This window comes from Friedmanniella luteola (assembly GCF_900105065.1).
Taxonomy (GTDB): Bacteria; Actinomycetota; Actinomycetes; order Propionibacteriales; family Propionibacteriaceae; genus Microlunatus; species Microlunatus luteolus.
On the sequence record NZ_LT629749.1, the window covers coordinates 4,670,843 to 4,685,148 of the forward strand.

The following is a 14,306-nucleotide window of genomic DNA, read 5'->3' on the forward strand; positions in this document are numbered from 1 at the left end:
CTCAGGCCTGGTCGGGGCGGGTCCGCGCCGAGCGGCCGCGGACGAGGGCGGTCAGGCCGGCAGCCAGGCCGAGGGCGCCGAGCACCAGGCCGCCGAGGTCGGCCGCGCCGGTGGTCGAGCCGGCCGGCACCGTGGCCGTGGCGACGGCTCCCTCGGCAGCCTCGGCTTCCTCGGCCGGTGCCGCCGCGGCGTCATGACCATGGCCGTGGGCGGCCGCGTCGGTGACCGTCACGGAGGGAGCGGGGTGCTCGAGGGCGTCGGCGTCCTGGCCGGCGGCGGGGACCTGGGTCCACCCGGTCTCACCCTCCGTGCAGGTCTGCACCGTGGGGAAGACCAGCGTGCGGCCGGCCGCGTCCTCGGGCAGCGACACCTGGAGCGAGAGGGTGTCCCGGTAGCCCTCGGCGAGCGGGGTGCGGGCGGTCCACACCACCTCGGACACCCGCTCGGTGAGGACCTTGCCGTGCGCGGTGGTGACCGGTGCGGCGAGCTCCTCGGTGCGCTTGGCCACCGTCCACCCCGGGTTGACGGTGGGGGTCACCGACTCGATCCCGGCCGGGACGCGGACCGCGACCCGCGTGGTGGGCGAGCCGTCGCAGCCGTGCGGGACCGCGAGGGTGAGCACCGCGTAGCTGCCGGCGGCGGTGGTGTCGGCGGTGACGGAGACGTGGGCGGAGGCCGAGCCCGGCAGGGCCACGGCGGCGAGCGCGGCGGCGGCGCCGATGGCGGCGAGCCGGGCGGTGGTACGGGTGCTGGTCATGGTGTTCCCCCTGAGGACCCGGTCACGGGCCCGTGCTGCTGGTGCTCGGTCGCGCGGGCCTGGGCCGGGACCGGGAGACGGCTGGACACCGGCCCCGGAGCCGTGGGCCGGCCCGCGATGGTGCCCTCAGCCTGCTGCCGGCGCGGTGCCGCGAGCAGCCTCACGAGGGGGAGGGGAGGCCCCCCCGAACGGGGGGGCCGGCCACCGGCCCCCTCATCCAGGGGGTGCCGTCCTCACGCGCCGGGGGTGGATTTTTCCCCTCCCGGTGTTCATGCTGGGGTGGCGGGCCACCGTCCGCCGCCCGCCTCAGAGGGGATCCGCATGACACGCGTGCTGGTCGTGGACGACCACGACTTCTTCCGCGGGTCACTCGTCGAGCTGGTCAACGCCAGCGGCGACCTGGTGGCCGTCGGGGAGTGCGCCGACGGGGCGACCGTGGCCGCCGCCGTCGCGGAGCTGGACCCGGAGGTGGTGCTGATGGACGTGCGGATGACCACCCGGTCGGGGCTCGAGGCCACCGCCGACCTGCAGCGGGCCGGCTCCTCCGCCCGCGTCATCTTGTTCAGCTCCGACCCCGTCCGCACCAACCGCGCCGCCGCGGAGGCCAACGGGGCGGTCGGCTACCTGGTGAAGGGCGCCGACGGGGCCCACGTGCTGGACGCCGTGCGCCACGTCGCCCGCGGCGGGACCGCCTGGCCGGAGGACGTCGCCGCCGGCTTCTCCACCGCCGTCTGAGCCTGGCGACCCGGCCCCACGCCGGGGGCGTCGGGTGCCCGTCGGCCCGGCTGAGCGCGCACCGACCGACGGCCGTCGGCGCGCTCGCCCGCGCACCGACCGACCGGTCGAGAGGCTCTCCCGGGGACCGCGACCCCCGTGTTTGGGGGGTCGCCGCTCCCCCACCCGTGAGGGTCCTGCGGGGGACCCCGAGGCACGAGGCTTGCGGCAACGGGAAACCCGGGCCAGCCGCCCGCGGAACCGTTCCGGGGACCAGGGGCCCCGGAGCGCTGACCCGCCTCACGATCACACGTCCGGGGGGACAACAGATGAAGCTCTCGCGTCGCGACGCACTCAAGCTCGGCGGGCTCGCCGCCATCGGTTCCGCAGGCCTCGCCCTGCCGCTCGGCCGGTCCGTGGAGGCCAGCACGCCCAGCCTGCTCAGCAGCGGGAACTTCCCGGGCCGCTACGCCAAGCCCCTCACCCTCCCGCCGGTGCTGGCGCCGACCTCGGTGGTCGAGGAGGGCGGGAAGGTCGTCCGGAAGTACTACGAGGTCACGGCGAGGACCGCCACCGTCCCCGCCGGCAAGATCCTGCCCAAGCTGAGCACCACGATGCTGGGCTACAACGCCTCGATCCCGGGCCCGCGCATCGACGTCGAGCAGGGTCAGACGGTCCAGCTGATCGTGCGCAACGCGCTCGGGGCCAGCACGGCGACCTTCAAGACCCCGAGCCCGATCTCGACCCACCTGCACGGGTCGGCGTCGCTGCCGCAGTACGACGGCTACGCCGGGGACCTGACCCTCAACGGGCAGAAGAAGTACTACCAGTACCCGAACTTCCAGCCGGCCCGGACGCTGTGGTACCACGACCACGCGCAGCACTACACCGCGCAGAACGCCTACTCCGGTCTGGCCGCGCAGTACCACCTGCACGACGCGGTGGAGCGCGCGGCGCTGCCGCAGGGTGAGTACGACGTGCCGCTGACGCTGTCGGACGCGATGTTCAAGGCGGACGGCTCGCTGATGTACGACGACCGCTCGCACTCCGGCCTGTGGGGCGACGTGATCATGGTCAACGGGACCCCGTGGCCGGTGATGCCCGTGAAGCGCGCCGTCTACCGGTTCCGGCTGCTGAACGCCTCGATCTCGCGCTCCTACCGGCCCAGCCTCTCGAACGGTGCCTCGGTGCACATGGTGGCCACCGACGGCGGGATGATGCCCAAGGTCCAGAAGGTCACGCAGTGGCGGCACGGCAGCGCCGAGCGCTACGAGTTCCTGGTCGACTTCCGCAGCTACGCCCCCGGCACCCGCATCGAGCTGAAGAACCTCAGCAACCCGAACAACCGCGACTACGACCACACCGGCAAGATCATGGCCTTCGACGTCATCGGCGACGCGGTGCCGGACGCCGTCAAGAACTGGAAGATCCCGACCGAGTTCCGCGTCACCGTCGACCCCGCCACCGGGGAGAAGCGGCTGACCGACGACCCGACCAAGCCGCTGGTCAACAGCGAGGTGATGGACCTGGCGCCGACCAAGAACCTGAAGGTCCGCAACATCCGGGTCCAGAAGGACGACGTCACCAACGAGTGGAGCATCAACGGCGACACGTGGAACGACATCGTCGAGTCGGAGTACACGAAGGTGGTCGCCGACCCGGGCCTCGGCGACACCGAGATCTGGGAGATCGAGAACAAGTCCGGTGGCTGGTTCCACCCGGTGCACATCCACCTGATCGACTTCAAGATCCTCAGCCGCAACGGCAAGCCGCCCTTCCCCTACGAGCTCGGCCCGAAGGACGTGGTCTACGTCGGGGAGAACGAGGTCGTCCGGGTGATCATGAAGTTCGGGCCGCACCGCGGGAAGTACATGATGCACTGCCACAACCTGCCGCACGAGGACCACGACATGATGCACCAGTTCAGCGTGGGCCTGGACTCCGAGCACGAGGACGGGAACGACCCGATCAAGGGTGACCCCGCCACCGACGACGACTGAGCCGGGAACGTGATGCGCTGGAAGGGCGTCGCGGCGGTCGCTGCGCTGATCGCCGGTGTGGCGGGGGCTCGGCTCAGCGTGTTCGATCCCGTGCGGGTCTCCTCCGGGAGCATGGCGCCGACGGTCTGCACCGGGGACCTGGTGGTCATCGACCACCTCGCTCCCCGGCGCGGCGTCGCCGTCGACGACATCATCACCTTCCGCTCCCCGACCGAGGGCACCGAGCAGATCAAGCGGGTCGTCGCGGTGGCCGGCCAGCGGGTCGGCATCGCCGACGCCCAGCTGGTCGTCGACGGCCGGGAGGTCGAGGAGCCCTACGTCGACCTCGCGACCATCGACGGCGTCTACTTCGGCCCCGTGCTCGTCCCCGCGGGCACCGTCTTCGTCATGGGCGACGCCCGCGAGCTGTCGGTCGACTCGCGGGCCTTCGGGCCCGTCCCGCTCGACACCGTGGACGGCCGGCTCTCCGGACGTCTCTGGTCGGCCTGCTGACCGACCGGCCCGACCCGTCGACCGGCAGACAGCCCGGGACGTCGTCGCCGACCCGGGCCGACGGTGCTCCGACCGGCCCCGTCGGGGGCTGCCGGAGCCCCCACCCCCGTGTTTGGGGGGTCGTCGGCCCCCCACCCGTGAGGGTCCTGCGGGGAGCTGGGACGTCCGAGGCTGGTGGCCACGGGAACCCCGGCAGCCACGTTGTCGCGAACCTCCATGGCGCTGGTCGGCTTCGGGTCCATCACCTCCACACCTCCGCGCACCACCTCGCACCAGGAGCTCCGATGTCCTACCTCGCCCAGCGTGCCGTCCTCGACACCCGCACCCGCGTCCGGCTCTGGACGAGCGGCCTCACGGGTCTGACCACCGCGGCGGCGCTGCTCGCCCTCGCCGCGCTGCTGGCCCTGCGCTGGTGGCAGCAGACGACGGCGGTGCCGCTCAGCTGGCAGCTGCCGCCCGCCGAGGCGCTGTTCCTGCTGCCCGGGGTCCCGGTGCTGGGGCTGATCGCCCTCCGGGCGGTCGTGGGTGGCCGGATGCGCACCGTCGCCGGCCACCACCTGATGACCTGGGCGGGCCGGTGGGCGTGGGTGTGGGTGGCCGCGACGGCCGCCGGCCTGCTGCACACCCTGCGCGGTCTCGCCGGGGTGACGCTGGGCCAGCTCGTCGGCGCCGACCACCTGGTCCTGGTGGCCTCGCGCAGCGAGACGGTCCGCTCCGGGCTGGGGGTGCTGTGGGTCGCCCTCCTGGTCGCCCTCTTCGCGACCCGGCTCAGCGGCTGGCGGGAGTCCTCGGCCCTGCTCGTCCTCACCGGCACCGCGCTGGTGGCCGGGATGCCGGTGGACCCGGCGCTGGCCCACGGCCACGCCGACACCGCCCACTCCGTCGTCGCGGTGGTCGGGGCCGTCCAGGTGCTGGCCCTGGCCTGCTGGCTGGGCGCCCTGCTGGCCGTCGGGCACCTGCGCACCCCGCCCTACCTGCTCCGTCACCACCTGATCCGCTACGGCACGCTGGCGACCGTGGTCGCGCTGCTGGCCGGCGTCACCGGGGTGCTGGCCGGCCTGCTGGCCACCGAGGCGCGGACCTCGCTGGTGGTCGGGGCCGCCCAGCTGGCCGGGGTCGCCCTGGTGGCCGCGGTCGGGTACCGGCACCGCCGCCGGACGGTCGACGTCGTGGCCGAGGGCCGTGCGGTCCTGCTGCTCGCCCTCGTCGCCGGCGAGGCCGTCGTCCTGGTCGCCCTGCTCGCCCTGGGAGCCCTGCTGCCGACCGGGCTCTGAACCGGCTGCCGGACCTGCTGGTCTGTGCCACGATCGGGCCTCCGAGATGCAGAGCTGCAGGAGGTCGACGTGACGGTTGCCGACGAGGGTCCGCCGGTGGACGGCGACGGCCAGGAGCGGACGGTGCTGGTGGTCGACGACCACCGCTCGTTCGCCGAGATGCTGGCCGCGGCCCTCGACGGGGCTCCCGGGCTCCGTTGCGTCGGCCTGGCCGGTTCCGCCGCCGAGGGGGTGGCCCTGGCCCGGAAGCTGCAGCCCGACATCGTCGTGATGGACATCCAGATGCCCCGGGAGGACGGCCTGGTGGCGACCAGCCGGGTCCGGGAGGTCGCTCCCGACGCGCTCGTCGCGGTCCTGACCGCGCACGCGTCGCCGGAGTGGGTCGGCCGTGCCGCCCAGGCCGGCGCCTCGGCGTTCGTGCCCAAGAACGGCTCGCTGCAGGAGATGCTCGACGTGCTGGCCGGGCTGCAGCGGGGGCAGCTGGTGGTGGCGCCCTCGGCGTTCCGGGTGGTGACCAGCGGGGCCCCGCCGGCCGACCTCCCGGAGCTGAGCCAGCGGGAGGTGCAGGTGCTGCGGCTGCTCGCCGACGGCACGGCCGTCAAGGAGCTCGCCCCGGCCCTCGGCATCACCCTCAACACCGCCCGCGGCTACGTGAAGTCGGTGCGGCAGAAGCTGAACGCGACCAGCCAGCTCGAGGCCGTCCTGAAGGCCCGCGAGCTCGGTCTGCTCGACGACTGACAACCCTCGACCCGACCCCCCATCTGGGGGGTGGGCCGTTCCCCCGGCTGGGCGTGGTGCGCCGCCCGGGGACGCGCCCAGGATCGTCCTGCGAGCAACCGCTGGACCGGCGGTGCGGTGGGCCCCACGTCCCCTCCGCGCCCGTCGCGGTTGCGAGGCTGCTCGGTCGCACCGGCCGCTGCCGTCACCCCCTGGCAGCGGCCCTGGCGCCAGCAGCCGTCGAGGGCCTGCCGTTCCCCGCGGCAGGCCCTCTTCGCACGACGCACGCCCCGGCGGCGCCCCCCCACGTGAGGGGTCCGGTGCACCCCTCAGGAGCGGCTGCCGGGCGGAGCGCGGGGCCGCGAGGCTGGGGCAGTCGCGTCCACCAGGGGGAGAGAACCGACCATGCCGCACCGCGCCCAGACCGCCACCTGCCCGTTCACCGGGCGGACCGCCGCACCGTCCGCCTCGCCGGCGCCGGCCGGGGACCACCGGGGAGCCGACCCGGCCCGCCGGGAGGTCCGGCGTCGGACCGTCCTCGGGGCCGCCGTCGCCGCCCTCGTCGCGAGCGGCCTGCAGGCGGGCCCGCTGGGGGCGGTCCGGGCGGCCGCGGCCGGTCGTCGGGCGCTCCGCGGCACCCACGGCCAGAGCCTGCGCGGGCTCGACGTCGCCGCCAAGCTGGGTCGCGACCGCGAGGCCCGCTTCGGGCTGATGTTCAAGAAGCTGCCGGCCTACGCCCCCTCCGACGCCCTGCTCAAGACGCTGGCCCGGCGGATGGACGACGGCAAGGCCCCGTTGTCGGACGTGCGGTTCAGCGACCCGGACAGCGACACCTCGATGCCCGCGGGCTACATCTACTTCGGCCAGTTCGCCGACCACGACATCACCCTCGACAAGACGCCGTTGACCCTGCAGCAGCAGGACCCCCGCGGGGCGACGAACTACGACTCACCCCGCTTCGACCTGGGCAGCGTGTACGGGGGCGGGCCCACCGCCAACCCCGAGCTGTACGACCCGGCGCGGCCGGGCTACCTGCTGGTCAGCGAGCACGACGGCATCGTCGACCTGCCGCGCGACGCCGTCGGCGCGGCCTTCCTCGGCGACCCGCGCAACGACGAGAACCTGATCGTGGCGCAGCTGCACACCGTGTTCCTGCGGCTGCACAACACGCTCCGCGACTCCGGGCTCACCTTCGAGCAGGCCCGCCAGCAGGCCCGGTTCCACTTCCAGTGGCTGATCGTGCACGACTTCCTCCCCCGGCTGGTCGGCCAGGGGGTCGTCGACGCGATCCTGGCCCGCCGGGCCGACGGCACGCTGACCGCGCGGACGTCCTTCTACAAGCCGCGGAACGCGGCGAAGCCCTACATGCCGGTGGAGTTCTCCGGCGCCGCCTACCGCTACGGGCACTCCATGATCCGGGCCGAGTACGAGATGCAGGACCAGCACACCGTGCCGCTGTTCGCCCAGGACGGCTACGAGGACCTGCGCGGCAGCCGACCGATCCCGCACGACCTGTGGGTGGACTGGAACTACTTCTTCGACATCCCGGGCCTCAGCTCGCCGGACGACCGGAACATGGGCCGGCGCATCGACACCCAGATCTCCCTGCCGCTCTCGACGCTGCCGCCCACGGTGGTGGCGCCGACCGCCGGGGCCATCCTCGCCCTGGCTGAGCGGAACCTGCTGCGGGGCAAGCGGCTGGGGCTGCCGTGCGGCCAGGACGTGGCGGCGGCGATGGGCCTGAAGCCGCTGACGAACGCGCAGCTGGGCGGGCTGCCGGAGGCGGGCTGGAGCAAGAAGGCGCCGCTCTGGTACTACGTGCTCAAGGAGGCCGAGCTCGGCGGTGGGCAGCGGCTCGGCCCCGTCGGCGGCCGGATCGTCGCCGAGGTGTTCCTCGGCCTGCTGGCGATGGACCCGACGTCCTACTTCACGCTGCGGCCCCGCTTCGACCCGGGCGCCGGCTTCACGGTCGGGGACCTCATCCTCAAGGCGGGCGCCTTCGACCCGCGCGGGCTGCCCCAGCCGCAGCTGCCGGAGGAGCCGGACGTGCCGGAGGAGCCGGACGTGCCCGAGGAGGAGCTGGAGCCGGTGCCGCTGGACCCGGACGAGGAGATCGACCCGGAGGCCGTGATCCCGCTGCCCGGCGACGTCTGAGCGGTGCCCGGGTCGCGGTGGGGGCGGCGACGGGAGTTCCGGACCCGGGATAGGCACCCGCACAGGGGATGGACCTGGCCGCGCGGGGAACGCGGACCAGGCCGGATGCGTTCGGCCTATCCCGGGCGTCAGGGACCCCCCGGAACTGACATCACCGTACTGGACCCGAACTAATCTCGTGGCCACCGACGAAGACCCCGGAGACGGCGGGTTCCCGCAAGCCCATCAGCAGGGCGAAGAGGGTGGAGTCCGCCGCGGAGCGCTCGTCGGTCGTTCGTGCGACGCCTTCGAGGATAGTCGCGAGCGGTGGCCAGCCGGAGGCGTCGACGAGGACCAGGTCGGCCTCTTTCCCGGCGTCGAGGTTGCCGAACCGGGCGTCGGAGTCCAGCGCCTGGGCCCCGGCCAGGGTGCCCGTGTAGAGCAGCTCGGCCGGGTGCAGCGCGACGGCGGCGTCACCGGGCTCGGAGAGGTGCACCTTGTAGGCGTCGTTGAGCACCCGGCTGACCAGCCACTCGTCGCCGGCGCCGATGTCGGTGCCCAGCGCGACGCGGACACCCGCCGCGGTGGTGCGCCGCCACGGCATCGTGCCGGAGCCGAGGAACTGCTGCGAGGTGGGGCAGTGCGCCACCGAGCTGCCCGTCTCCGCCAGCCGGGCCAGCTCGGCGTCGGTGCAGTGCACGGCGTGGGCCAGGATGCTGCGCCGGCCCAGCAGGCTCTCCCCGCCGACGGCGGAGCCCGGCCGGAAGCGGCCGTCGTAGGTGTCGAGGTAGTCCCGGACCCCGTAGGCCGCGCGGACGGCTGCCACCTCGCCGACGCCGGGCGTGTCGTTCTCGGAGAGGTGGGAGTGGAAGTAGACGCCGCGCTCGCGCACCCCGGCGTAGAGCTCGCCCAGCCCGGCCAGCGTGGTCGGGGTGACCGACAGGCTGAACCGGGGCACGACGGCGACCTGCAGCCGCGCGGTCGCCGGGTCGCCGGTGTCGGCCAGGTGCCAGCGCTCGATCTCCTCCGCCACGAGGGCCAGCGCCTCGTCCTCGCCGGTCAGCAGCGGGGCTGCGGCGGCGGACCCCACGGTCTGGATGCCGCGGCCGCTGACCAGGCGCAGCCCGGCCTCCTGGTGCGCGGCGAACAGGGCGTCCTGCGCCGCGGGGAAGGCCGAGCCGAAGACGAGCGCGGCCGTCGTGCCGGCGGCCACCCGCTGCCGCACGAAGGCGGTCGCCAGCGCGGTGGCCACCTCCGGGTCGGCCAGCCGGGCCTCCGCGGGGAAGATGCAGTGCTGCAGCCAGTGCAGCAGCTGGCCGCCGCCGTGGGCGTCGACGGTGGCGGTCTGCGGGTAGTGCAGGTGGGTGTCGACGAACCCCGGCAGCACGAAGTCGGCGCGGCGGACGGGCGTGCGGGCGTGCTCCGCGGGCAGGTCCGCGTGGTCGCCCAGCCAGGCGATCGTGCCGTCGGCGGCGATCACCAGGGCGCCGTCGGGCAGCGAGACGAGCTGCTCGCGGGCGGTGGCCAGGGTGGCGTCCCCGGCGACGTGGAAGACGTGGCCGCGGACGACCAGTCGAGCCCCCGCCGGGGTCGGCTCCGGCCCGGCTGCCGGCCTCACACCAGGCCCGTGTAGCCGTACCAGGCGGGGCCGGCGTCCGGGGCGTCGTCGCGGGTGACCTGGGCCTGGATGAGGCCGTAGGGCCGGTCGTCGGCGTGGAAGACCTCGCCCGGGTTCTCCAGCCCGAAGGGGCTGAGGTCGTAGAGGAAGTGGTGCTTGTTGGGCGCCGACAGCCGCACCTCCGCCACGAACGGGTGGGCCTCGAGGACGGCCCGGCCCATCTCGAACAGGGTCTGCTGCAGGGCGAGGGAGTGCACCTGCGCGAACGTCGCGACCAGCAGCTGCCGGATGCCGGCGTAGGTCGTGTCCCAGTCGACGCCGGCGTGCTCGGTGAAGCGCCAGCGCGCCACCAGGGAGGTGGCCATCACGCGGTCGGTGGTGGGCTGCAGCACGGTGTAGGGGTCGGTGCGGAACCCGGTGAACTCCGAGCCCGTCGACTTGAGGATGGTCAGGTCCTTCAACCCGCCCGTCACCCAGACCTGCTGGTCCGCGCCGGTGCCCTCGACGGTCACCGCGGCCGTCCGCACCTCCTGGCCCTTCCGCACCCAGGTGTGGTCGTGCTCCGCGCCGTCGACGACGACCCGTTCCCAGGCGAACTCCTCCACCTCGACGCGGGCGCCGGCGACCGGCTCGACGTCGTCGACGAAGTGCCGGGCCAGCGCCAGCGCGTAGTCCTCGACGGTCCGCAGGCCCTTCTCCCGGGCGTAGGCGTACACCGTCTGCTTCTGGCTGTCGGTGGGCAGCACCGCGGCCTGGTCACCCGCGGTGTGGGCCAGGCCGAAGTCGCCGCGCAGCGCGGTCGAGACGCTGAGGTCGCGGATCTCGTGCCGGGGCGTGTCCCGGTAGATCCGGACGACGCGGTTCTCCGCCTTGCCGTACTGGTGGGTGCCGAGCACGATGCCCATGGCCGTCCTCCCGGTCGCGCTGGTGGGTCGCGCCGATCCTAGGCAGCCCCGGTGACGGACCGGGGTCGGCGCGGCGGCTGCGGCGTTACGCGGCTCGCGTCGCCGTGGCCGTTCCCGCGGCCGTGGTCCGCGGCGCCGGGCGGGGCGCGGGGTCGGGGCCGGCGGTCTGCAGCAGCCGCCACAGCCGGTCCCGGGACATCGGCAGCTCCCGGGGCCGGACGCCGAGGGCGTCGGCCACCGCGTTGGCCAGGGCGGGGGCGACCGGGTTGTAGGGCGACTCGCTCATCGACTTGGCCCCGTAGGGGCCGAGGGCGTCGCTGGTGTCGGCGAAGTAGACCTCGGTGTCGGGGACGTCGGACATCTGCGGCAGGTGGTAGTTGCGCAGCACGGCCGTGGTGACCCGGCCCTCGTCGAGGACCAGCTCCTCCCACAGGGCGGTGCCCAGCGCCTGGGCCACCCCGCCCTCGACCTGCCCGCGGCACTGCGCCGGGTTCATCACGAAGCCGGCGTCGGCCGCCTGCACCGACTGCAGGACGGCCACCTCCCCGGTCCCGGTGTCGACCGCCACCCGGAAACCGTGGACGTTGAAGGCCAGCGAGCGGACGGCGCCGTCGGCGGCGGCCTCGCGGCGCAGGGACGGGGCGTCGCCGAGCAGGGCGGGGAAGCCGAGCACCGTCGTGCCGTCCGAGAGCCCGTCGGGGCCGGGCCGCCAGCGGTCCGGGTCGGTGCCGGTGAGGGCGGCGGCCCGCTCGGCCAGCGCGGTCCGGACGGCCGTCGCCGCCGTGTGCACGGCCCGACCGGCGACCACCGTGCCGGTCGAGCCGAAGGCGCCGACGTCGTGGCCGGTGGCGTCGGTGTCGGACTGGTGGACGCGCACCCGGTCCGCCGTCGTGCCCAGCACGCTGGCCACGATCTGGGTGTGCACGGTGGTGGTGCCGTTGCCGAACTCCGCGGTCCCGACGCCGAGGGTGCACCCGCCGTCGCGGTCGAGCGTCACGCTCGCCTCCGCCGGGTGGCCGCGGGGCGGGATGGTGGCGATCATCGCCATGGCGACGCCCTGGCCCACCCGCCAGCGCTCCCCGACGGGCGGCTCCACGCCGTTGCCCCGGGCCAGCGCCGCCTCGGTGAGGTCCAGGCACTGGTCCAGGCCGTAGGAGCCGAACACGAGGTCGTCGCCCTCGACGTGGGTGACCACCAGCGGGTCGCCGGGCCGGACGACGTTGCGCCGGCGCAGCTCGACGGGGTCGACCCCCAGCTCGGCGGCCAGCTCGTCGAGGGCCGACTCGAGGGCGAAGATGACCTGGCCCAGCCCGTAGCCGCGGAAGGCGCCGGAGGGCAGGTTGTTCGTGTAGACGGCGGCGGCGTCGACCCGCTTGTTCGGCACCCGGTAGATGGCCACCGACTCCGACACGCCGTGGAACATGACCCCGGCGGAGTGGTTGCCGTAGGCGCCGGTGTCGGTGAGCACGTCGAGCGCCAGGGCCGTGATCTGGCCGTCCCGGGTGCCGGCGAGGGTGACGTCGACGCGGAAGGGGTGCCGGCAGGGCGCCGTGGTCAGCTCCTCGGTGCGCGTCATCTCCAGCTGCGCCGGCCGCCCGGTGGTCAGCACGGCCAGGGCGACCAGGTCCTCGGTGAGGAGCTCCTGCTTGCCGCCGAAGCCGCCGCCGACCCGGGCGGTGAACACCCGGACCGCGCTCCGCTCGAGGTCGAACAGCCGGGCGATCTCGTCCCGGACCAGGAACGGCACCTGCGAGCTGGTCCGCAGCACCAGCCGGCCGTCGTCGTCACGCCAGCCGATCGTCGCGTGCGTCTCCAGGTGGCCGTGGTTGACCCGCTGGGTGCGCCAGCGCCCCCGCACCACCGCGTCGGCCGCGGCCACGGCGGCGTCCACGTCGCCGTGCTCGCCGTGCAGCTCGGCGGCGACGTTGCGCCGGGGGGCGGCGATCCGGGTGGTGGTGGGGTCCTTGTCGCCGTGCAGGGCGGGCACGTCCGGGTCCTGCGCCCGTTCCGGGTCGAAGTTGGCGGGCAGCAGCGCGTAGTCCACGACGAGCAGCCGGCAGGCGGCCTCCGCGACGGCGAGGGTCTCGGCCACCACGGCGGCGACCCGCTGACCGCGGAACCGGACCACGGTGTCGAGCACGTACGTGTCGTCGGGGTCGTCCAGCCGGTCCGCGTGCCGCCCGGTGGAGAACGGGGTGGTCGGGGCGTCGGCCGCGGTCAGCACCGCGACGACGCCGGGCAGCGCCTCGGCGGCCCGGGTGTCGATGCCGCGCACCCGGGCGGCGGCGTGCGGGCTGCGGAGCACCGCCAGGTGGGTGAGCCCGGGGACCGTGACGTCGAGGGTGTACGGCTCGCGGCCGCCGACCACCCGGCGACCGGCGGGCGCGCCGAGGGAGCGGCCGACGGCGGCGGCGTCGGGTGCCTCGGCGGGAGGTGCCGGCGGGGTGCCGGTGACCGCGGCGCCGACCGCCTCCCGGATGGCCCGGTAACCGGTGCAGCGGCAGAGGTTCCCCTTGAGCAGCCGCGGCAGGTCCGGCAGGTCGTCCGCGGTCAGCGTCGAGGCGGTGACCACCATCCCCGGTGTGCAGAAGCCGCACTGGAAGGCCGCGTGGTCGACGAAGGCCTGCTGCACCGGGCTCGGCTGCTCGGGCGTGCCCAGCCCTGCGGCTGTGGTGACCGAGCGGCCCTCCGCCCGGCCGGCGGGGACGATGCAGGCGTGCACCGGCGTCCCGTCGAGCAGCACCGAGCAGGCGCCGCAGTCCCCGGAGTCGCAGCCCTTCTTGACGGCGTGGTGGCCCTGCTCGCGCAGCAGCGTGCGCAGGCACTGGCCGGGCCGCGGCTCCACCTCGACGGGCACGTCGTCGACGTGGAACCTCACCGGAGCTCCTGCCGGATCTCCTGCGCCAGCAGCCCGCTGACGGCGCGCCGCCAGTCCGCGGCCCCGTGCGGGTCGCTGAACCAGCCGTCGACGGCGGCCACGTCGGCGGCCAGCGCGGCCGCGTCCGGCAGGGCGGGGTAGCGCAGCTGGACGGGTCGGACGGTGGCGGCGGTGATGGTCAGCAGGAAGCCGCCGTCGGCGGGGCGGCGGCCGACCAGCACCGCGCCCGAGCGGCCCAGCGCGGAGAGCGCGGTCCGGCGGAACGCCGTCCGGGACGCCAGCGCGGCCGGACCGACCTCCACCGAGCGCAGCACGTCGCCCGGGCCGAGCGCGTTGGTCGTGTTGCCCGTGACGAAGGCGGCGGCCGGCAGCACCGCGTCGGTGCCGTCGGCACGCCAGAGCACGACGTCGGCGTCCAGCCCGGCGGCCAGGCTGGTCATCGGGCCGGCGGGGAGCGAGGTGCAGAGGTTGCCGCCCAGCGTGGCGACGGCCCACACCTTGGTGGAGCCGTGCAGCGCCGTGCAGGCCAGCCGGAACAGCGGGGCGGCCGGTCCGTCGAGCCGGTCGGAGAGCGTCGCGACCTCCGCCAGCGTGCAGGTGGCCGCCAGGCTGAGGCCGCCGTCGGGGCGGACGGTGACCGCCGGCCAGCCCAGCGTGGTGATGTCCACCAGGCCGGTCAGGTGGTCCTGCGGCTCGCCGAACAACCAGGACCCGCCGGCGAGCACCGCCGTGCGGTGGTCCAGGGCGGCCAGGTCCGCGCGCGTCCGGGCGGCTCGCACGGCGGTCACGGTGTTGAGGTCCACGCTCTACTCTCACCC

General features: G+C 74.8%; 11 protein-coding genes. 6 read left to right on the forward strand and 5 right to left on the reverse strand.

Features of this window, described 5'->3' with window-relative positions; genetic code table 11:
• Position 1: 1 nt before the first annotated feature.
• Positions 2-757, reverse strand: coding sequence for a YcnI family copper-binding membrane protein (locus BLT72_RS21785; protein WP_091416245.1), 756 nt, complete (start codon positions 755-757; stop codon positions 2-4).
• A gap of 321 nt (positions 758-1,078) precedes the next feature.
• Between BLT72_RS21785 and BLT72_RS21790 the strand changes: the two genes are divergently transcribed.
• From BLT72_RS21790 to BLT72_RS21815, 6 genes are all read left to right on the forward strand, one after another.
• Positions 1,079-1,492, forward strand: coding sequence for a response regulator (locus BLT72_RS21790; protein ID WP_157720598.1), 414 nt, complete (start codon positions 1,079-1,081; stop codon positions 1,490-1,492).
• Between the two features lie 308 nt (positions 1,493-1,800).
• Positions 1,801-3,471: a multicopper oxidase family protein gene (locus BLT72_RS21795; RefSeq protein ID WP_091416250.1), complete on the forward strand. Its 1,671-nt coding sequence runs from the start codon at positions 1,801-1,803 to the stop codon at positions 3,469-3,471.
• A 12-nt stretch (positions 3,472-3,483) separates the two neighbouring features.
• Positions 3,484-3,963, forward strand: coding sequence for a signal peptidase I (gene lepB / locus BLT72_RS21800; RefSeq protein ID WP_091416253.1), 480 nt, complete (start codon positions 3,484-3,486; stop codon positions 3,961-3,963).
• 284 nt (positions 3,964-4,247) lie between these two features.
• The gene (locus BLT72_RS21805) at positions 4,248-5,237 is read left to right on the forward strand and encodes a hypothetical protein (protein WP_091416255.1); all 990 of its coding nucleotides are present in this window, start codon (positions 4,248-4,250) and stop codon (positions 5,235-5,237) included.
• Positions 5,238-5,306: 69 nt separating this feature from the next.
• A complete protein-coding gene (locus tag BLT72_RS21810; protein WP_091416257.1) occupies positions 5,307-5,975 on the forward strand; it encodes a response regulator transcription factor in 669 nt (222 codons plus the stop codon).
• Positions 5,976-6,359: 384 nt separating this feature from the next.
• Positions 6,360-8,108 carry a peroxidase family protein gene (locus tag BLT72_RS21815; protein ID WP_091416259.1) on the forward strand — a complete coding sequence of 583 codons (1,749 nt, stop codon included), beginning with the start codon at positions 6,360-6,362 and terminating at the stop codon, positions 8,106-8,108.
• Between the two features lie 151 nt (positions 8,109-8,259).
• Here the strand turns inward: BLT72_RS21815 and BLT72_RS21820 are convergent, their stop codons facing one another.
• From BLT72_RS21820 to BLT72_RS21835, 4 genes are all read right to left on the reverse strand, one after another.
• Positions 8,260-9,705: an amidohydrolase family protein gene (locus tag BLT72_RS21820; protein WP_091416261.1), complete on the reverse strand. Its 1,446-nt coding sequence runs from the start codon at positions 9,703-9,705 to the stop codon at positions 8,260-8,262.
• Positions 9,702-10,610 carry a factor-independent urate hydroxylase gene (gene pucL, locus BLT72_RS21825; protein WP_091416263.1) on the reverse strand — a complete coding sequence of 303 codons (909 nt, stop codon included), beginning with the start codon at positions 10,608-10,610 and terminating at the stop codon, positions 9,702-9,704. Before pucL ends, BLT72_RS21820 begins: the two co-directional genes overlap by 4 nt.
• 85 nt (positions 10,611-10,695) lie before the next feature.
• Complete coding sequence (locus BLT72_RS21830) at positions 10,696-13,488, reverse strand: molybdopterin-dependent oxidoreductase (RefSeq protein ID WP_091416266.1); 2,793 nt, start codon at positions 13,486-13,488, stop codon at positions 10,696-10,698.
• The gene (locus BLT72_RS21835; protein WP_091416268.1) at positions 13,485-14,291 is read right to left on the reverse strand and encodes an FAD binding domain-containing protein; all 807 of its coding nucleotides are present in this window, start codon (positions 14,289-14,291) and stop codon (positions 13,485-13,487) included. The genes BLT72_RS21830 and BLT72_RS21835 overlap by 4 nt, the downstream gene beginning before the upstream one ends.
• Positions 14,292-14,306: the final 15 nt, after the last annotated feature.